17 protein-coding genes are annotated in these 19,047 nt (G+C 64.1%); 3 read left to right on the top strand and 14 right to left on the bottom strand.

All coding sequences use genetic code 11. The features are described 5' to 3' along the window. Positions 1 to 9: 9 nt before the first annotated feature. The 9 genes from AC3IQ7_RS14380 to AC3IQ7_RS14340 form a co-directional block, all read right to left on the bottom strand. The gene (locus tag AC3IQ7_RS14380; RefSeq protein WP_099377043.1) at positions 10 to 774 is read right to left on the bottom strand and encodes a fimbrial biogenesis chaperone; all 765 of its coding nucleotides are present in this window, start codon (positions 772 to 774) and stop codon (positions 10 to 12) included. Between the two features lie 72 nt (positions 775 to 846). Further along, positions 847 to 1,401, bottom strand: a complete 555-nt coding sequence (locus AC3IQ7_RS14375) for a fimbrial protein (protein WP_489210284.1) — start codon at positions 1,399 to 1,401, stop codon at positions 847 to 849. Positions 1,402 to 1,705: 304 nt separating this feature from the next. Then, positions 1,706 to 2,950, bottom strand: a complete 1,245-nt coding sequence (locus AC3IQ7_RS14370) for an MFS transporter (RefSeq protein WP_489210282.1) — start codon at positions 2,948 to 2,950, stop codon at positions 1,706 to 1,708. Between the two features lie 20 nt (positions 2,951 to 2,970). Continuing rightward, positions 2,971 to 5,349 carry an ATP-binding protein gene (locus AC3IQ7_RS14365; protein ID WP_489210280.1) on the bottom strand — a complete coding sequence of 793 codons (2,379 nt, stop codon included), beginning with the start codon at positions 5,347 to 5,349 and terminating at the stop codon, positions 2,971 to 2,973. Further along, positions 5,346 to 6,020 (bottom strand): response regulator, encoded by a 675-nt coding sequence (locus tag AC3IQ7_RS14360; RefSeq protein WP_489210278.1) that lies wholly within the window; start codon positions 6,018 to 6,020, stop codon positions 5,346 to 5,348. Before AC3IQ7_RS14360 ends, AC3IQ7_RS14365 begins: the two co-directional genes overlap by 4 nt. A gap of 189 nt (positions 6,021 to 6,209) precedes the next feature. Then, complete coding sequence (locus AC3IQ7_RS14355) at positions 6,210 to 7,511, bottom strand: EAL domain-containing protein (RefSeq protein WP_199534261.1); 1,302 nt, start codon at positions 7,509 to 7,511, stop codon at positions 6,210 to 6,212. 75 nt (positions 7,512 to 7,586) lie between these two features. Next, positions 7,587 to 7,913, bottom strand: a complete 327-nt coding sequence (locus AC3IQ7_RS14350) for a hypothetical protein (RefSeq protein ID WP_233516046.1) — start codon at positions 7,911 to 7,913, stop codon at positions 7,587 to 7,589. A 154-nt stretch (positions 7,914 to 8,067) separates the two neighbouring features. Next, on the bottom strand, positions 8,068 to 9,198 hold the full coding sequence (locus tag AC3IQ7_RS14345) for a YbfB/YjiJ family MFS transporter (RefSeq protein WP_489210275.1): 1,131 nt from the start codon (positions 9,196 to 9,198) through the stop codon (positions 8,068 to 8,070). Further along, positions 9,195 to 10,067 carry a LysR substrate-binding domain-containing protein gene (locus AC3IQ7_RS14340; RefSeq protein ID WP_489210273.1) on the bottom strand — a complete coding sequence of 291 codons (873 nt, stop codon included), beginning with the start codon at positions 10,065 to 10,067 and terminating at the stop codon, positions 9,195 to 9,197. The genes AC3IQ7_RS14345 and AC3IQ7_RS14340 overlap by 4 nt, the downstream gene beginning before the upstream one ends. A gap of 87 nt (positions 10,068 to 10,154) precedes the next feature. Between AC3IQ7_RS14340 and AC3IQ7_RS14335 the strand changes: the two genes are divergently transcribed. Beyond that, the gene (locus tag AC3IQ7_RS14335) at positions 10,155 to 11,216 is read left to right on the top strand and encodes an NAD(P)H-dependent flavin oxidoreductase (protein ID WP_489210271.1); all 1,062 of its coding nucleotides are present in this window, start codon (positions 10,155 to 10,157) and stop codon (positions 11,214 to 11,216) included. 22 nt (positions 11,217 to 11,238) lie between these two features. Here AC3IQ7_RS14335 and AC3IQ7_RS14330 read toward each other — a convergent pair whose 3' ends face one another. Both AC3IQ7_RS14330 and AC3IQ7_RS14325 read right to left on the bottom strand, forming a co-directional pair. Continuing rightward, positions 11,239 to 12,330: an agmatine deiminase family protein gene (locus AC3IQ7_RS14330; RefSeq protein WP_099377051.1), complete on the bottom strand. Its 1,092-nt coding sequence runs from the start codon at positions 12,328 to 12,330 to the stop codon at positions 11,239 to 11,241. A 10-nt stretch (positions 12,331 to 12,340) separates the two neighbouring features. Then, entirely contained in the window at positions 12,341 to 13,507 is a 1,167-nt protein-coding gene (locus tag AC3IQ7_RS14325) for an agmatine deiminase family protein (RefSeq protein WP_233516048.1), read from the bottom strand. A 104-nt stretch (positions 13,508 to 13,611) separates the two neighbouring features. Here AC3IQ7_RS14325 and AC3IQ7_RS14320 point away from each other — a divergent pair, with 104 nt between their 5' ends. Further along, the gene (locus AC3IQ7_RS14320) at positions 13,612 to 14,505 is read left to right on the top strand and encodes a LysR family transcriptional regulator (protein WP_099377052.1); all 894 of its coding nucleotides are present in this window, start codon (positions 13,612 to 13,614) and stop codon (positions 14,503 to 14,505) included. A gap of 12 nt (positions 14,506 to 14,517) precedes the next feature. On the opposite strand, the gene AC3IQ7_RS14315 is transcribed toward AC3IQ7_RS14320, so the two are convergent. Both AC3IQ7_RS14315 and AC3IQ7_RS14310 read right to left on the bottom strand, forming a co-directional pair. Next, entirely contained in the window at positions 14,518 to 15,312 is a 795-nt protein-coding gene (locus AC3IQ7_RS14315) for a TOTE conflict system archaeo-eukaryotic primase domain-containing protein (RefSeq protein ID WP_099377053.1), read from the bottom strand. Between the two features lie 61 nt (positions 15,313 to 15,373). Beyond that, the gene (locus tag AC3IQ7_RS14310) at positions 15,374 to 16,891 is read right to left on the bottom strand and encodes an MFS transporter (RefSeq protein WP_489210268.1); all 1,518 of its coding nucleotides are present in this window, start codon (positions 16,889 to 16,891) and stop codon (positions 15,374 to 15,376) included. 141 nt (positions 16,892 to 17,032) lie between these two features. Here AC3IQ7_RS14310 and AC3IQ7_RS14305 point away from each other — a divergent pair, with 141 nt between their 5' ends. Then, positions 17,033 to 17,938: a LysR substrate-binding domain-containing protein gene (locus AC3IQ7_RS14305; RefSeq protein WP_489210266.1), complete on the top strand. Its 906-nt coding sequence runs from the start codon at positions 17,033 to 17,035 to the stop codon at positions 17,936 to 17,938. Positions 17,939 to 18,001: 63 nt separating this feature from the next. Here AC3IQ7_RS14305 and AC3IQ7_RS14300 read toward each other — a convergent pair whose 3' ends face one another. Then, positions 18,002 to 19,006, bottom strand: a complete 1,005-nt coding sequence (locus AC3IQ7_RS14300) for a fimbrial protein (RefSeq protein WP_489210264.1) — start codon at positions 19,004 to 19,006, stop codon at positions 18,002 to 18,004. Positions 19,007 to 19,047: the final 41 nt, after the last annotated feature.

Here is a 19,047-nt window from a genome sequence, read left to right as displayed (position 1 = left end):
CTTCAGACCTCAAGGAACGGGCCGGCCGGCCGGCGCCGCAAGGGTGCGCCGCACCGGCATCGGGACACCATAATCATTGATGGCGTTAAACTCCACCTGCGCGCCTGCGGCCGGCAAGGCCTTCAGGGAGGGCAGCGCAAATTGTTTGGTCTCGCCTGGCGCCACCATGCCGCCATCACTCTCACTGCGTTCGGCGCCAGCCACCAGCGACAGCGACGCCACCGACACGTGAAAGGCGGACGGGTTATATGCTTCCAGGGTAAAGCCCTTGCCACTGCTGGCATGAACGGCACGCCATTGCACTTGTTCGATCGCGTCGACAGGATTGCCAGCCAGGCCCTCGGGGCGATAAAAAATCTTGATGCGCGAGCGAAACGCCATCTGCAGGGAATTCACATCGGCGTCTTGCGACTTGGGCGGAATCTCCAGCACGTTCAGCCAGAACACCGATTCCTTCGCCGCCGACAAGGCCGGACCGACAAACATCAGGCGCAGGCTCTGCCCCTTGCCCGGATCGATGCGGGCCAGCGGCGGCGTCAGCACAAAAGGAACTTTGGCCGCAGCCGGCGTCGATGCGACATCGCCAGCATCGACCCACGCCTGCACCAGCGCCGGCACTGCGCCATCGTTATTGAGCTTGACCGTGATTTCTTTTTGCTTCGCCGGATAAATCTGCCGCGTGCCCGTGATCACGACGCTGGCCATCGAGGAAGAACAAAACAGCAAGGCCAGGCTGAGCAACAACGAACTTTGCAATGAATGATAAGGGGACATGAAAGACCTCAGGATGTAGATCGGAAGCGCGTCCCGCCTATGCGGCGAGGACGTGCTTCCCTGGCGAGTGGATTATTCGTAAGTGATGGAATAGGTAACGGCACTCTTCACCAGACCGGCACTGGCAATGCCGGTGGAGATGTATTGCACGGCATACGGCAAAATCGTGCTGCCGGCAGCGTCTTTCGTGACCTTGAAGGTATTCGCAACTTGCGAGAAATCACCAGCCTTGATCACCTTACCGTTGCTGGCATCGACCAGTTGCAGCTCCACATTCTTGGCGCCGCCAGCGGTGAGGTCGCTATTGAACAAATTGGAGGTCAGTGGATTAACACCGCCACCAGATTCGAAAAATGCGGCAGCCTTGGTGCTGGTGCCTGTGCACGCGCTCAGCGTAATATTAAAACCTGTCTGACCTGCAACGGTGCCAGCCGTTTTCAGCTGGGCAGCCGAGACTTTTGGCAATTGCACGAGCGCGGCGGCAGGGCCAACAACGCCGTTGACAGTAACGGTACAAGTCGAATCGACCAGTTCACCTGCGAAGTTGATCGTGCCATCGGAAGCGAAAGCGGATTGGGTTGCAGCGGCGGCCAGCAGAACGGCGAGGATACGGACTTGGGATTTCATTGAGACTACTCCTGAAAGATAAATGTAAATGCGCACCAGTTAATGTAGGAACGCGGCTGTTGAAGCAGATTCGTACTTTACAGAGAGGAGGTAGTTGTCGATATGAGAATGGTCTTAAAAATCCGCGCCACCGGATAGGAAGTGCTTTTTTGGGAAGCCGCAACAACACGCGCAAGATGCCAGCTGCCTGGCGATCTGGCGTTGCGGCGTGAATGGAGCGAATGGGGAGGCAGTGCGGGGATGAAAGCGACGGGGAGCGCCTGCAAGGCGGCGCTTGCAGGCGGGGTGAAAGGCTGCTGGCCGGTCAGCCGGGCAGCACCGCCTTGTCGTCAGACTTCAATATTCTTTGCGCCAGCCAGACCAGCAAGGTGGCCAGCATCAAGGGGCAGACAAGCTGCAACAGCACCAGCGCGGTCCAGCCGAGCCTCTCTTTCAGATGGGTGAAAAGGAGATCCGCGACAGGAATACCCAGGTTGAACGCGACATAGAACAAGCCCGCCGCGCGCATGTTCTGCATGGGCGACACCGATTCGATCAGGGCCGCCAGGATGTTAATATAGAACACGGCGGTCAAGCCAAAACCCAGCAGGAAGACCAGCAGCATGAGGATGTCCACGGGCAAATTCCATCCCAACGAGATCAGGCCGCCGATGGCCGCCGTGAGGGGCAGCGTGATCAGCAGCGTTTTCATGGCGCCATGGCGGTCCCCCAGCCAGCCGCCCAGCGGCGACAGCAAGGTCGCGCTCATGGCAATGCCTATCGCCATCTCCACCGTCTTGATGGGAAATCCCAGTATCTCGCGCATGTACGTGCTATACAGGTAGTCGAAACTGCCCGCGCTCAAAGGCAGGCACACGGCGGCCAGGAACAGCAGCAACGGGCCGCGGGACCAGACCGAACCAACCGGCCCCCTGGCTTCAGGACGGATGAAACGCCGCTCGCCAGAGGCGCTGATCTGCTGGAAAAAATGCCAGATCAGGATATACAGGAGGACAAAGATGAGCATGCCCGCCAGGGCGGGCAACAGGGGCAGTTTCCCCTGCTCATTGATGGCATGCTGAATGGCGCTGAGTTTGTTCGCGACAATATTACTGGCCGCGGTAAGGCAAATCATGAGTCCCACCACCATGGCGCGATGGCGCGGAAAATATGTGGCGCCGATACTGATCCAGGCACAGATATTCATCGTGCATCCTATGCCGCCCAGCAAGCTCCAGCAGCACAGTTCAAATAAGGAGCGGGAAAACAGCCCCATGAGCGCTGCCACCGCCAGCAGCAGGAAACCGCTGAGCAAGGTTTTCTTGCGCGACAGGGTTGCCGGCAGCAATGCCAGCACCAGCCCCGTCAACCCCATGCTGATGTAAAAGATCACGGCCGCTATCGGGAAATTGCCCAGCGTCGCAGGCAGGCCAAGTGGCAGGGGCTGGGATGCCAGCGGCAACGTCGTCGGATCCATGCCCGACAGTATCAGGAACAGCAAGGTGGTCGGCAACATCAACGCCAGCATCCCCATGGCCTCTTTTTTATTCTTGCTCATCCTGCGCAACATGATGCTCCTTTCGATTGAAATCAATGCTGGCCACGGGTGCGCCAGGCGGCTACCAGCGCCTGCAGGAGCTGGCTGCAGCGCGCATCGGTCAGCGCTCCCGCGCCGCGCAACAGGCTCTCCAGTTCTCCTGCCGGCTGCGCCATCTCCGTCCATTGCAAGGACAGGGCCGCGCCATGCAGGCGATGCGCGGCGCGCAAGGCGGCATCCCGCTCATGCATGGCCATGGCTTGCAGCAACTCGGTCATATCGTTGGCGAACGCCGCGCGCACTTGCGGCATATCAAATACCGCCAGGGTCTCCATCGGCGGCGCGCGTAGCACCAAGGTCACGTCGCACCACAGTTCGACGATATCCTGCAGTTTCGCCAATCGGATCGGCTTGCTCAATATGCCATCCATGCCTGCCTCGAAGCAGCGCTCGGCATGATCCTCGCCCGTCGAGGCGGAAATCGCGATGACCGGGCAGCACGCCTGTTCCAGGTCCGCTTCGCGCCGGCGCCATTCGGCCGTCAGGCTGTAGCCGTCGATGTCAGGCAAGTCGCAATCCATCAGGACCAGGTCATATTCGCGCAGGCTGAAGCAGGCCAGCGCCCGGGCGCCATTCTCGGCAATGTCCGCATCGCAGCCAAGGCTGGCGAGCTGGGCCCGCAGCACGGCCTGGTTGGCCGGCACATCCTCGATGACCAGGATCGACAGGCGCTGCGCCGCCGCACCGACCACCGGGGCGGGCCGGGCGACGACCACGTCAACCGCCGGAGCGGCCCCCGACGCTATTTCCACAGGCAAGGAAATCAGCATGCGCGTTCCCCTGCCCTTCTCGCTGTCGATGGTGATCGTGCCCTGCATCAGGTTCACCAGTTCGCGGCAAATCACCAGCCCCAGGCCGGTGCCGCCCGAGCGCTTGTAGGTGCCCTCCACCTGCACATACGGCCGGAACAGGGTCGCCTGCATGGCGGCGGCTATGCCGATGCCCGTATCTGCAACGGCAATTTCCAGCCGCGCCTGCCCCGGCCCCTCTTCCAGCATGGCAATCTGTATCTCGACGCCGCCGCTTGCCGTAAATTTGATGGCGTTCGACACCAGATTGTGCAGCACCTGCAACAGCCTGGCCTCGTCCAGCATCAGCAGCGGTACCGCCAGGGGCACCGCCACATCGAGCGCAATGCCCTTCTCTCGCGCCCGCAGCTGTTGCAGCGCCGCCACGTCGTTGGCCAGGGCTGCGACATCGACCGCATCGAGGCTGAGCGTGAGTTGTCCCGCCTCCAGCTTGGAGACGTCAAGCACGTCGTCGAGCAGACGCAGCAGGATATTCCCGCCGTTGCTGGCCAGGTCGACAAAGTGACGCTGCTCCGCATTCACGGGCGTGGAGCGCAGCAATTCCACCGCGGCCAGCACCGCATTCATGGGCGAGCGGATTTCATGGCTCATCACGGCCAGAAACATGGCCGCCCTGCGCTCGTTGCGCAAGGCGCGCCGGTGCGCGCTGTAGGCCTGATACGCCAGGCCCGCCAGGATCAGCAGCAAGGCGGCAGCAAGGCCCACATGCTCGCCAAAGTGGTCCGCCGCGAACAGCATGCCCGAGTGATCAACGCCCGGCGCCCCCAGCCAATCCTGGCGCACCAGCCGGATCTGGGCCGGGGTCATCGCGGCCAGCGACTTGTTCACGATCGATTCCAGCAAGGGATCGCTGTCGCGCAGCGCCATGCGCACGTCGGACGTCATGACCACGGGAAGTTCCGTAAAATGCAGGTCTGCGCCTTCCTCGCGCATTAAACTTGGCAATAATTGCGCCTTGCTGCCGATGGCGACGTCGGCGCCGCCCTTCGACAGCAGCGCCAGCGCCTGACGCATGGTGGGGCTGACAACGATGCGCATGCCGTCGTAGCGCTCGCGCAGGAAGGGGCCGAACAGGCCAGCTTCCGCGGCCGGCAGCGCCACGGTCTTGCCATCGAATGCGATGTCATCGGCAACGGGGCCATCCCCTTCGCGCGTGGCGGCGATGGCCGCGGTCGACAGGTACGGCAAGCTGTAGCTGATGCCGGGCACCTGCGGCGGCGTGCCGATGCTGCGCACTGCGGGAAGACAATCAACGCGCCTGTCACGCAGCGAGGCCAGGCCGCTGTCGGTGTCGGCCACGGTGACGATGTCAAAGGTCAGGTTGCTATGCCGCTCAATGACCTTGATGTAATCCGCGCCGATGCCCCCTCCGGTCGCGCCGCGCTGGACGACTTCGAACGGCGGCCGGTTCTGCAGCATGCCCAGTTTCAGCACAGGATGCGCGCGCACCCAGGCTTGCTCGGCGGCGCTGAGCGGATAGACCCTTTCCTGCCCCTGCCCCTGCGCCGCCAGGCAGCAGGCGGCCAGCAGGAAAGCGGCGATGCCGGCTCGCCAGCACCTCATGCTTCCCCTATGGTATGCCTGATCTTGAACAGTTCATTGTTCGACGTCACGCCCAGCTTGCGGAAGGCGGTGGTCTTTTGCGAGCTGATGGTCTTGATGCTGCGCTTGAATTTTTCCGCGATTTCCGTCACCGTCATGCCTGCAAGATAACAGCGGATCACCTCGCGCTCGCGCGCCGACAGCGCAGCTCCCAGCAGCAGCGCATCCGCGCCGTCTTCGCCCTCCCGTGCATCGAAGGTGGTGCTCGCTTCCGCCACCCGGTAGGACATCTCGGCGCTCAGGTACACGGCGCCCGACACCACCTTGCGCAGCGCCTTGACCAGCTCCGCCATTTCCTCGCCCTTGCCGACAAAACCACGGGCGCCGACGCGCAAGGCCAGCGCCACCGTGGCAGGTTCATGATGCGTGGACAACACCAGGATGGGACAATCGGGGAACTTGGCCCGCAGTGCGCGGATCAGCGACACGCCATCGAGTTCGTCCGGACCCAGCGCATAGTCGAGCAAAATCACGTCGGCCGGCGCCGCGAGCATGCCCGCGATCAGGTCGCGGCTGGTACTGTAGGCGCCCACGACGTCGATATCCGGTTCGGCCGCAAAGCGGGCCACGAGACCGTGCCGTACCACGGCGTGATCGTCGAGCAAGGCAATGCGTAAGCGTTTTATCGGCATGGACAAGGACCAGACGCTGTATGAAAAAAGTTGCTTTTGATGAGATTACTCCTATTTTCGCCACGACCGCCATACGACATGCAGTTTATTAACATAGGTGCTCCTGTGCAACAAAAAAGCTTCGATTCCTCCCGCTTCAGACATACGCCACAATAAAATTGCCTTTATTGCATTGCCAGAAGACACGTATTATTGATTGCTGACACTGTCGAAGAAGTCCCGCAGTTCCATCGGGCGCGCCAGGGCATAGCCCTGGCCCGTGGGACAGCCAAGCTGGCACAGCGCCTCGATGCACGACGATTCCTCGATACCTTCCGCCACCACTTTCAGATTCATCAGCCGTGCCAGATTGACCGTCGCGGCAATCACGGCTTGCGCGGAAGCACTGGTTTTCATGTCGCGCACAAACGCCCCGTCGATCTTGACCTCATCGAAGGACATCCTGGCCAGCAGATTCAGAGTCGATGAGCCTTGCCCAAAATCATCGAGCGAAACGGGAAACCCTTTCGCCCGCAGCGTATTGAGCGAAGCGGACAGCAACAGCTCATCAGCGACCGGCAGATCGCCAGTCAATTCAATTTTCAGCAACTGCGGCGGCACGCCTGCCCGCCGCATTTTTTCAGCCAGCCGCTGCGCGAGACCAGGCGTACACACCGTTTCGGCGGAAGCATTCAAGGCGATGGGCAACGTCACCTGGCGGCTCTTGAGCACCAGCAGGACGTCGATCACGCGCGTCTCGATAAAGCTGAACAGCAGCAGGTGCAGGCCGAGGCGATTGACCATCGGAATCAGCACCGATGGCGGCACTTCGCCAACGCCGGGATGACGCCAGCGCAGCAGCGCCTCGGCGCCGATGATGCGCCGGGTACGCAAATCGTACTGCGGCTGCAGCATCACGCGCAGATTCTTGCCTGTCGTCAACGCCTCGATCACATCGGCTTCCGTCGGACCATCGGCTGGCGCGCAACAGGATGCCTGCCGCTTGATCGACGGGACCAGCAGCAAGGCCCGCAAGGCCTCGGTAAACGCGGCATTGCCGCCACCATAGACCATGCCGACATTGATGCCTACGCGGTGCGCCAGGCGGGCATGCGCCAATAACGCCGTCACGGACAGGCCGCCGATGCGGGGCACCGCCGGTTTTTCCAGCATCGCCGCCGCTTGCCCATGCAGCAAATTGAGCAGCGTTGGCTGGCCCACCCACAGCACATGCGGGTAACGCGTCAGCGGACTGGCCGCATCGAGCGTCTTGAGCATGGTCGGTACCATCAGGCCACCGTGTTCGACATCCGCGACGATCACATCGACCTCCCCTTCGCGCAGGAGCGAGGGGATCAGGCTCAAGGAATTGATGCTTTTCACATTGGCGATATCGATGGCTCCCAGCATCGTGCCCAGCCATCGCGCACCGCCCTTGTCCGCATCAGGCGTCAAGGTCAGCACACGCAGGGAATGAAATTCGCTACGCACAGGGGAGCTGAGAGTTTTCACGGAAGTTTTCCTTGGGTTAAGACGCATGGGTGGACAAAGACTTGGGGGCGCCAGAAATGACGGGCGGCAAACTTCTTACTTGCTATCCTCGTCATCGGGCATGCCGAAACGCGTGCGATGATCGCCCATGCATGCCCGCAGCTCTTGAATACTCAAGCGGCTCACTTCGTGCATGCGTATGAGGATGGCGGCGCTGACTGGCAGCGAGCCATGTCGGATTTTGGACAGGATGGGAGCCGATACCTGCAGTTCGCGCCCCAGGGCCGCATCGTTCTTCAAGCCCAGGAAATCGATGAGCACGTCGAGCAGGTCGGCGTTGCGAAAACCGCTTGCAGCATTCTGAGGAAGCCGGTTGCGTAATCCCGTCACGCGTGGGGAATGCTGCTGTATTTGCTTTGTCATAGCCGCTACTTTCAATGAGGAAGATCAGGAACCGGCCACGCCATGCGCATGGCGGCTGGCGCGTACCGGTGATGACTTGAAGTGTAGCGACAGACTTTCTTGACCGAAATCAGAACAGTCCTAAAAATTCCCAGTGAGCATTTAAAGCAACGGCCTACAACCGCAGGCTGACGACAATCGCCAGCAGCAGCACGCCGGCCGCCGCCAATAATGCGCTGTTGAAACTGTGCGACTGCGCATACAGGCTGCCGGCCAGCAAGGGGCCGAGTATCTGTCCGATGCCATACACCACCGTCATGATGGCCATCATGTTGCTGCCGGCCTTGACTGCGGCCCGCTGCGCGGCAGGCATGGCGATGGTCACCGTGCCGACAAACGTGCCGCCGACGAGGATGGCGCTGAGCAGATAACCGGCGGCCGAGGGCGCCAGCACGGGCAAGACCACGCCCAGCGCCTGCAGCAGCAAGTTCAGCCTGAGCACCTGGCGCGTGCCCAGGCGTTCGTGCAGCCGGTGCCACAGGAAACACGAGGGCGCCGCACCGAGGCCGAAGACGGCCCATATGTGGGCGGAATTGAGTTCGGGCAAGGCAGCGCCGACCAGCACGGGCAAATACGTGGCCGTGACGATGTAACCGAGTCCCGCCAGTCCGTAGATCAGCACCAGCGGCCAGGGCGCCACGGGTGCCAACGCCGATGCAGCGGCTGGCGGCGGCGCATCCGGCGTCGCCTGGCCGCTGGCGGCAATCGCGGGCGCGGCCGCCAGCCCCGCCAGCACGGTGACGCCGGCCAGCAGCAGCCACATGCCGGCGCTGTGCCAGCCCAGGTGCGACGCCAGCACCAGCAATTCGGCAGAGACGGCAATGCCGGCGCCCACGCCCGCGTACAGCAGCGGCGCGCCGCGCGCCTGCCGGCGCTGCACCAGCAGCCACAGCGAGGCCGCCACCATGGCCAGGGCGCTGAACACGCCCGCCGCGCCGCGCACCGTCACGAAAAGCCAGACGGGCATAGTCAAGGCCAGCACGCCCAGGCACAGGGCCGTGCCGGCCACCGACCACAGGCATAGCCGGTGCGCGCTGTGGGCCCGCGCACGCATGGCCAGGACGGCGCCCAGCAAGTAACCGGCATAATTGGCCGAGGCGGCCAGGCTGCCGTCGCGCAAGCTCAGGACACCCTCCTCGAGCATATGCGGGTAGATGGCCGTGAAGGCGAAGCGGCCAAAGCCCATGCCGATGGCGAGGATGACCGCCGCGGCGATGGCCGCGCCCAGCCTGGCCCGCGCGCTCACGCCGCCTCGCCGAGCTGCACCAGCAAATGCTGAAAGGCGGGCACGTCGAATCCGGCGCGCCACACCAGCACGGTGTCAATCTGCCCGGCGGACAGCGTTGTCAGGCTGGCCGGTGCGTCGGACAGCGCCAGCACGCTGGCCGGCAGCAGGGTCACGCAGGCGCCGGCCGCCACGCAGGCGATCATGGTGTGATACGAACTCATTTCCTGCACCTGCCACTGCGTGCTGCCGGCCACGCCCAGCACCTCTTCCGCGATGCCGCGGTAGGTGCAGCCCTGCGGGAAGGCGGCCAGCGAACGCGTGCGCACGTCCGAGGCGCGGCGCACCTGCCCTTCGCTGGCCGGCAACAGCAAGCACAGCTCCTCGCGCCACGCGGCTGTCGATGCCAGGCCCAGTTCCGCCAGGGCGGCGGCGCCGCCGAACGAGGGTGGCAAGGCGACGAAGGCGCAGTCGAGCAAGCCAGTGCGCACTTGCTCGATCAGGGGGCGCGACGGCCCCGTGCTCAACGCCAGGCGCGTGGCCGTATAGCGGGCGTGATATGCGGCCAGCAGGGCCGGAAGCCGGCTGGCCGCCGTGCTTTCCATGCTGCCGACGCGCAAGGTGCCGCCCTCTCTCCCGCCCGTGACGACGTGCCGCGCTTCTTCCGCCAGCGCCAGTAAACGCTGCGCATACTCGAGAAAGCGCTCGCCGGCCGCCGTCAGGGCCATGCGTTTATTGGTGCGCACGAACAGCTCGGCGCCGATATCGGCTTCCAGCTGCTGGATGCGCGTGGTGACGCTGGATGGCGCCCGTCCCAGCCGCGCTGCGGCCTGGGTGACACTCAGTTCACTGGCGACAGAGCAAAAAATCCGCAATGATTCGGTATCCATATAATTCTTTATTTTGAAATGATTATGCTATTATATTCTCAAAATTCGAATCGAATACAGCATCCTCAACTTCATGAAGGAAACATCATGACTTCAATCCAGCCCTTCCTCGACCGTCTCGGCTTGCAACTGCCCATCATCCAGGCGCCGATGGCGGGCGTCTCCACGCCCCGGATGGCCGCCGCCGTGTCGAATGCGGGCGGCCTCGGTTCGCTGGCCATCGGCGCAGGCACGGTGGCGCAGGCGCGCCAGATGATCATGGATACGCGTGCGCTGACGGATGGCCCCATCAATATCAATGTGTTTTGCCATGCGCCGGCGATGCGGGATGCGCGGCGCGAAGCGGCCTGGCTGGCCCACCTGGCGCCCCTGTTTGCGGAGCTGGGCGCGGCCGTGCCAACGGAGCTCGATGAGATATATCAAACGTTTGTCGGCAATGAGGCGGCATTCGCCCTGTTGCTGGAACAGCGTCCCGCCGTCGTCAGCTTCCATTTCGGCTTGCCGACGCCGCAGCAGATCGCCGCCCTGCGCCAGGCCGACATCTACACGATGGCCACAGCCACCAATTTGCGCGAAGCGGCCCTGATCGAACAGGCCGGCGTCGACGCCATCGTGGCGCAAGGCGTGGAAGCGGGCGGGCATCGCGGCGTCTTCGACCCGCAAGCGCCGGACGAACGCCACAGCACGGCCGTGCTGCTGCGCCTGCTGGCGGGCCGCACTGCCCTGCCCCTGATCGCCGCCGGCGGCATCATGGATGGCCTAGGCATCCGCGCCGCGCTGGACCTGGGCGCCGCAGCCGCCCAGCTGGGCACGGCGTTCGTGCTGTGCCCGGAATCGTCGGCCAATGCAGGCTACCGGGCGAACCTGAAAAGCGCACGGGCCGCAAGCACGCGCCTGACCAGCGTGCTGTCGGGCCGCCTGGCGCGCGGCATGGTGAACCGCCTGATCGAATACGGCGAAGCGCCAGGCAGCCCGCCACCGGCCGCCTATCCCGTCGCCTACGATGCCGCCAAGCAATTGAACGCACTAGCCAGCCAGCACGGCAACAGCGAATTCGCCGCGCACTGGGCCGGCCAGGGCGCGCCGCTGGCGCGGGAAATGGACGCGGCGCAGCTGGTGGCCACGCTGGCGCGGGAAATGACGGCTTGAGCCGTCCGCCGGACAGCCCCGCCTACGCCGGCTGCTGCTGCGTGGTGCAGTGAATGCCGCCACCACCGGCCGCGATAGCGTCGATATTCAGCTGCACGATGTCGCGCCCGGGGAAGTGTTCGCGCAGCATGGCTTTGGTGTTGCGGTCGGCTGGCGCATCGCCAAATTCCGGGCACAGCACGGCGCCGTTGCAGACATAAAAATTGATGTAGCCGGCGGCGAAGTCCTTGTTTTCATAGCGCGGGCGTACCTGGCCCGGGCCGGGCAGCACCACCACCTGCAGCGGACGGCCGCGCGCATCCGTGGCCTTGCGCAGGATGTCGAGGTGGCGCTGGGTGACGGCGCGCTCTGGCGACGTCGGGTCGTTTTCAAAGCCGGCCGCGACGACGCCAGGCGCGCAGAAACGGGCATAAAAGTCCGTGTGGCCATCAGTGATGTCCTGGCCGGCAATGCCCGGCAGCCAGATGACTTTCTCGATGCCCAGCAGCCGGCGCAGTTCCTGCTCGCACCTTGCCTTGCTGACGCCGGGATTGCGGTTGGCGTTCAGCACGCAGCTTTCCGTGATGATGGCCGTACCCTGGCCATCGACTTCGATGCCGCCCCCTTCCAGCACCAGGCTGCTTTCCAGCACGGCGACGCCGGCGCGTCCGGCCACGAAACCAGCCACCAGCGCATCGTCGTCGTAGTCCTGCTTTTCGCCCCAGCCATTGAAATTGAAATTCACGCCGGCCAGCGCTCCGCCCGCCTGCTTGACGAAGACGGGGCCCGTGTCGCGCATCCACAGATCATCGATGGGCTGCACCAGCAGCTTGACCTTGTTGCCGCACAGGCGAGCCGCCACGTCGTAGTCTTCCTCGTTGACCAGCATGTGCACGGGTTCGACGCTGGCAATCGCCTGCGCGATGCGCGCCAGGTCCGCTTGCGCGCCCGCCTTCAGGCGCTTGCCCCAGACGTCGTCGTTGGCGCCGAAAGCCATCCAGGTAGCAGCGTGGCGCTCGCCTTCATCGGGCATGCGCCAGCCCGCGCCTGCCGCCAGGGCGGGCAAGGCCGGCAAGCCCATGGCGGCGCCGGCCGCCAGGCCCAAGGCGCCAGTGAGGAACTGTCGTCGTTGCATGTGGTTCTCCTTATGCCGGTTCCTGTTGCGTGGTGCAATGGATGCCGCCGCCACCGGCAGCGATGGGGTCGATATTAATCTGCACCACGGCGCGGCCCGGATACAGCTGCGCATACTGCGCCCTGGCGCGGGCGTCCGCTTGCGCATCGCCGAATTCCGGCAGGAAAATGGCGCTGCTGGTGGCATAGTAATTGATGTAGCCGGCAGCGAAGGTGTTCGGATTGTTTCCAGGCCGAATTTTCTCTGGGCCATCGATGACGACGATCTGCAGCGGCTGGCCATCCGCATCGGCGGCGCCGCGCAGAATCTCCAGGTGGCGCCGGGTCAGCGCGTAATCGTACGATTCCGGGTCCATCTCGCGGTGCGCCGCCACCACGCCGGGGCGCACGAAACGGGCGTAAAAGTCCGTGTGGGCATCCGTGATGTCCTTGTTCCTGATGCCTGGCAGCCAGATCACCTTGCGGATGCCCAGCAGGCGCAGCAGCTCCGCTTCGCAGTCGGCCTTGCTCCAGCCCGGGTTGCGGTTGCTGTTCAGCACGCAGCTTTCCGTGATGATGGCCGTGCCCTTGCCATCGACTTCCAGCGCCCCGCCTTCCAGCACCAGGCGCGTGGCCAGCAGCGGTACCCGGGCCTGGGCGGCGACCATGTCGGCCACCTGTCCATCCTTGCCGAACTGCTGCCTGTTGCCCCAGCCATTGAAGTTGAACTTCACGCCGGCCCGCTCGCCATTCGGCTTGCGCACGAAGACGGGACCCGTGTCGCGCATCCACACATCATCCATCTCGGCGGGAATCAGGTTCACGCGCGCATCGAACAAGGGCCGCGCACTGGCCAGCTCTTCCGGGCGTACCAGCATGTTGACGGGTTCATGCGCGGCGATGGCATTGGCGATGCGCACCAGCGCCAGCTGCACCTGCGGCACTTGCGCGCGCGTCCAGACGGCGCTGGAAGCGCCATATGCCATCCACGTCGCCTTGTGGGCGTCGGCCTCGTCGGGCATGCGCCAGCCGTCGGCCAGGTTGACGCCAGCGCCGCTATTGATCGGTGGCACTGGTGCAACGGGGCCAGTTTCCACCCCGCCGTCGGCGCCACCGCCGCAGCCGACCAGCAAGCCGCCCATGGCCAGCGCGCTGCCGCCCAGCATGCAATGACGCAAGAAATATCGACGTGTCTTCATGATTCATCCTTTTCAGTAGGCCAATTGGCATGCACGGCATTGTGGATGGATCAAGATATGAAAACAAATGATATGATTTACCTTAATTCATTAGATTTTCTCATATGTCAGAACATCGTATTCCTTCGCTGAAATTGTTGATGGGCTTTGAAGCGGCCGCCCGCCACGGTAATTTCTCGCGCGCGGCCGACGAGCTGCACGTGACGCAATCGGCCATCAGCCACCAGGTGCAATTGCTGGAAGAGCAAATCAAGCAGCCGCTGTTCCGCCGCGCGGGACGGGGCGTGGAACTGACGGTGGCGGGAGAGGTGCTGCTGCGCAGCGTGCAGCGCTCGATGACCGTGCTGCGCAGCGGCCTGGGGCGCATCGCCACCTATCTCGATCCCGGGCTCGTGGTGCTGGTGTGCCCTGCGCCCGTGCTGCACGGCTGGCTGCAGCCGCGGCTGCGCGCGCTGGAAGCGCAGATGCCCGAGCTGTGCTTGCTATTGTCGGTGGATGAAAGCGCCCGTTTCGTCGACGAGATCGACGTCGATATCGCCATCGGCGAACGCCCCATCCTGCAGCCGGACTTGCAGGAAATCCCCCTGCTGCACGATGAATGGCTGCTGGTGGCAAACAGCGAACTGGCGGCGCGGCTGGCCGGCGTGCCGCAAGTTGAACACCACCTGCACGCGGATCTGGTTTGCCTGGAAGAAAGCCTGACGGGCGACGCCACGGCGCCTTTGTTCCTGGGCCCGCTGGCGCGCTTTCGCAAGCGGGCCATCTATGACGATGCGCGTCTGTTGCTCGACGCCACCCTGGACGGGCGCGGCATCGCCTGCCTGCCGCGCCTGCTGATCGATGCCAGCCTGGCGCGTGGCCAATTGCACATCCTGCCCGCTTACCCGCGCGTGCCCGGCGCCACTTGGTGGCTGTCGGGCGTGGCGGAACACCCGCGTTCACCCATCGTCGGGCAAGTGTTCGACTGGCTGCGCGCGCAGGGCGGCATGCCGGCGTAACCAGGCATCAGGCTACGGCAGCCTGTGCCGGAACGTCGGCTCGATATTGCGCGCATGCAGCCAGCGCACGATGTCTTCCAGGCTGGCGTCCTGCAACAGCAAGCCTGGCTGGCCAACTGGCTTTACCGCCGGCAATGGCGCGGCGACGGGCGCGGGCGCGGCATCAAACAACCCTGCATGTCCCTGCAACTTCGCTAGCGCCTGGGTGAACTGTCCCGGATTGGCGCTGCGCAAGCTTTCCAGGAAGCCCAGCTGGGCGGCTGGCGGCGGCGGCATGTCCAGGCCAGGTTCGTCGACGAAGGCGGCGCCCATGCTGGGGTGGATGAAGGCGGCCCACTTGCCTGACGGCTGCAACGCAGGCGGCAACGCCACCTGTTCCACGTCGGCGGGCGGCGCCACGGCCAGGATGTCGGTCGAGGCGGGTAAAAAGGTGGCGCGCAGCAGTTGCACGAACTGGCGCGCCTGGGCGACAGGCACGGGCGTGGCCAGCGACAGCCATAACTGGAATGCCGTGCCCGAGATGCTGACGGCGGGCGCTGGCAAGTCCAGCTCGTGCTGCACGGCATTGGCGATCGTACACAACGCGCTCCAGTGCAACTCGCCGCCGCCCTTGCCGCCAAACTCCAGTACCAGCGCGCGCGTCAGGCCGCTCCCGGTCACGAGTTGCACCGCTACCGTCTGCTCGCCCGACAGATGGCGCGCCAGCACGGCTGGCGTCAGCGGCTGCACGCCGCCCGCCGCATCGACGTATTGCTGCTGTTCATCGAACAGGTACAGGCGGGTGAGTTCGGAAATCAGTTTATGCATGGGCGGCCTCGTAATAACGTTGAGCAAGACTTGTCAACGTGCCCAGATTATAGCCTCCTGGCTATTCTCTCACCGGCAGCCCGGCTGCCTGCCGCGTCCGTCCCGCGCCAAACACCAGCCAGCTGGCCAGGGCAAACAGGCAGGCGGCCACGCCGCCGTACAGCATCACGGCGCCAAATCCTTGTGCCAGCGCAAGCTTGGCCACGCCGGCCGGCAGCGCGCCGGCACCCTTGCCTGCAGACAAACCTTCCGCCATGGCGCGCAAGGTGGCTGCGTCCAGTCCGCCAGGCAACTGCATCCACAATGCGGACTGGATGGCTGCGACGAGGATAAAGCCCATCAGCGCGATGTTCACCGACAGGCTGATCATGCGCGCGCTGATGTCGATGCTGGAAGCCATGCCGGCCCGTTCGCCCGGTACGGCGCCCGTCGTCGTATTGGTGACGGGCGTGTTGGTCAGGCCCAGGCCCGTGCCCGCCAGCAGGCAGCCGGGCAGTATCGTCAGCCAGCTGGCGGCGTCCGCGCGGCTGCCCCACAGCATCAGCAAAAAACCCAGGCCGATGGCCAGCAAGCCGGCAGGAATGACGGCATCGGCCCGGTAGCGCAGCGCCAGGCGCTCGGCCAGCGGCGGCACCAGCAAGGTGGGCAAGGTGTAGGCCAGCAAGGTCAGGCCCGTGTCCAGGCTGCTGTAGCCGAGGCCATATTGCACGTACAGGGGCAGATAGATCATGAACGGCCAGAAACTGCAGTTCATGCCCGCCGAACCGAGCAGCGCTCCCGAGAAACGGCGGATGCGGAACACGGCAAAGTCGATCATCGGTTCGGCCTGCCGCCGTTCAATTATGACAAACAGCATCAGACTGATCAGCGCCACGGCCAGGCTGGCCACGCTGCGCGGGTCCGTGTAACCCAGCGCCGGCCCCTGCGTGAGGCACCAGGCCAGGCTGAACACGCCCAGCGACAGGGTGGCGATGCCGGCCACGTCCAGCTTGCGCCGCTGCGGGTCGCGCGATTCGCTCACGCCCAGCGCCACCAGCAGCAGGGCCGCCAGCGCCAGCGGTCCGTGCACGAGAAATACCCACTGCCAGTTTGACAGCGCGACGATGGCCGCGCCGATGATGGGACCGAAGCCCAGGCCCAGGCCAAACACGATGCCCCAGGCGCCAAACGCCCGGCCCCGCGCGGCGCCGGCCGGGAACTGCTGCGACAGCACGGCTACCTGGCAAATCAGCATGGCGCCGCCGGCCATGCCCTGCAGCGCGCGCGCGGCGATCAGCACGCCTGTGCTGCCAGCCCAGCCGCATGCCAGGGAGCTGAGGCCGAACAGGACCAGGCTGGCCAGCAGCAGGCGCTTGCGGCCATAGCGGTCGGCCAGGGTCCCGGTTGCCATCAGCACGGTGGTGCACGCCAAGGTGTAGGCGTTCATGATCCATTGCAAGTCCTTGAAACCGCCATGCAGCACGGTTTCCAGGGTGGGCAGGATCACTGGCACGCTGGAAATTTCCAGGCCAAACATGAGCGATGCCAGGCAGACGGCGGCCAGGGTCAGTGCGTTTTGTTGTGAAGTAGTCAGGTGCATCGAAGCCTTGCTTTCGGTAGTCATGGAGGGGTGGTGGTGCCGGAGCACTGCAAGCGACCATTCTAGAAAACGTGGACTCATGAGGGAAATGATAAAATTTTGTACAATTCATTCATTTTCATCATGAATCACGGGAACCCCATGGACTTCGATACCGCCCTGCTGCGTGCCTTTGTGGCCGTGCAGGACACGGGCGGCTTTACGCGCGCCGCCGAACGGCTGCACCTGAGCCAGTCCGCCATCAGCCACCAGATCCGCCGCCTGGAAGAGCAGGCGGGCAGCGCGCTGCTGGTGCGCACGACGCGCAGCCTGCGCCTGACGGAAGACGGCGAGGATTTTCTGCGCCACGCGCGGCAGATCCTGGCCGCCCAGGATGCGCTGGCGCGGCGCTTTCAGCGCTCCTCGCTTGCCGGCGCCGTGCGCTTTGGCGTGCCGGAAAATTTCATGGGCGCGCGCCTGCCGGCCCTGCTGGCGCAGTTCGCACACCTGTTTCCCGCCGTGCGCCTGGATGTCACGGTGGGTACCTATCTTGACTTGCAGAAACTGGTCGCGGCCGATGCGCTGGACCTGGCCGTCGTCATGACGCTGGCCGGTGGCCAGCATGCAGCATCCGTGCTGCGCCGCACGCGCTTCGTCTGGGCCGCGGCGCACGACTTCCGGCATGACGGCGCGCAGCCCCTGCCGCTGGCGTTTTCGCCCGCGCCGTGCGTGCACCGGCAAGTGGGCGTCGACGCCCTCGAAGGCGCCGGGCTCGACTGGCGCGTGGCGTTCACCTCGCCCAGCCAGCAAGGGTTGCGCGCTGCCGTGCTGGCGGGCCTGGCCGTCACGGCCCTGCCGCAAGGCGACCTGGAAACGGGCATGGTGGTCATCGATGGCCAGCATGGCTTGCCCGCCCTGCCCAGCGCCCAGTTCCAGCTCGTCTGGCGCACCGCCGGTGCCACGGCGGCGGCCGAAGCGTTCGGACAATTGCTGCGCGAGTGGTCAGCCGCCGCAAGTGTACCTATGCAGGCTGCATTTTCAGGCCAAGGCACATCGCCAGTGACGTGAGAGGCAACGTATTGGTGCTGCTGAAGGCGGCAGTCCGATAAATCGTCGCCGGATGGCTACACGTCAGTCATAACTCATCGTGAACGTCGCCGATGCATTTGCCGGACCCGTCGTCACGCTGGTCCCCGTTTTCAGGTAACGCGCACGCAGGGGGATGACATAACTGCGTTCGGAGGAACTCAGGGTCAGGCCGCTGCTCTGCAGGCTTGCCAGCGGCACCGTGTTACCGGCCTGGGTGGTTATCTGCAGGCCTATGCCGGTGGCTGCGGGAGGACGCCCGGCGGCAGCGGAGTCGAGGCTCAGCACGCCATTGCCTGCGTTGATGGCCATGCGAACGGGATCGATGCGATAGCGCAGGCTGTTCACTTCACGCGTTCCGGGTGTCCCCGTGCCACCCGGGGAGCTGCCGCTTTGCGACTCCCAGCTTGCAGCGGTCTTGCTCACTGTTCCATGAAACGCCGGGCAATCATTCAAGCGTATGGAAAAATCCTTCCAGCCGGTGGCGCTGTTGGTCCCGCTAAAATCTTTGGGTGAATACGTGCCCATGGGCACCGAGACATCCGGCGTGCTGCAGGTCCGCGAGACGATCTGGAGACTGCCGGTGATGCCCATCTGGAAGCCCAGCACTCTGGCATCGCCGAAATTGCCGTACAGCCTGACGGTCGGCAATGAGCTGTTTGTCAACACCCCGGGAGTCACGTCTCCCAACTTGATCAATATCAATTCAAAATTGGACGGCCCGTCAAACGGAATCAGGCAGCGATGGCCCGGCGTACAGGTGCTCGGCTGCGTGGAGGTCCGTCTTGGCAGTACACCGCCCCGACTGTTCATGACTACCCCCAACCCCGGAATACTGGTCTTGTACACTTTATTGGCATACGTCCCGCTGGGCCAGGCGGCCAGGCCGAAGCTAGCGTCAACCGTCAGTTCGGTAAACATTTGAAACGGGGCATACAGACAGTCCGGTGTCACTGTCTGGCCGGCGACCATTTTGAATGTCTGGCGATACACCTCGGTGCCCACCGGCACCTCGCGTCCGACAGTGATCGCCGACACTTGCAAGGGCATGTTGCCTATTGCCGGCTGGATCCCGTTTGAGTAAGTGCAGC

The sequence above is a fragment of the Janthinobacterium sp. GL_088 genome, from assembly GCF_057837845.1.
The sequence above is the reverse complement of the archived record's forward strand: the minus strand, read 5'-3'. Positions and strand labels throughout refer to the sequence as shown.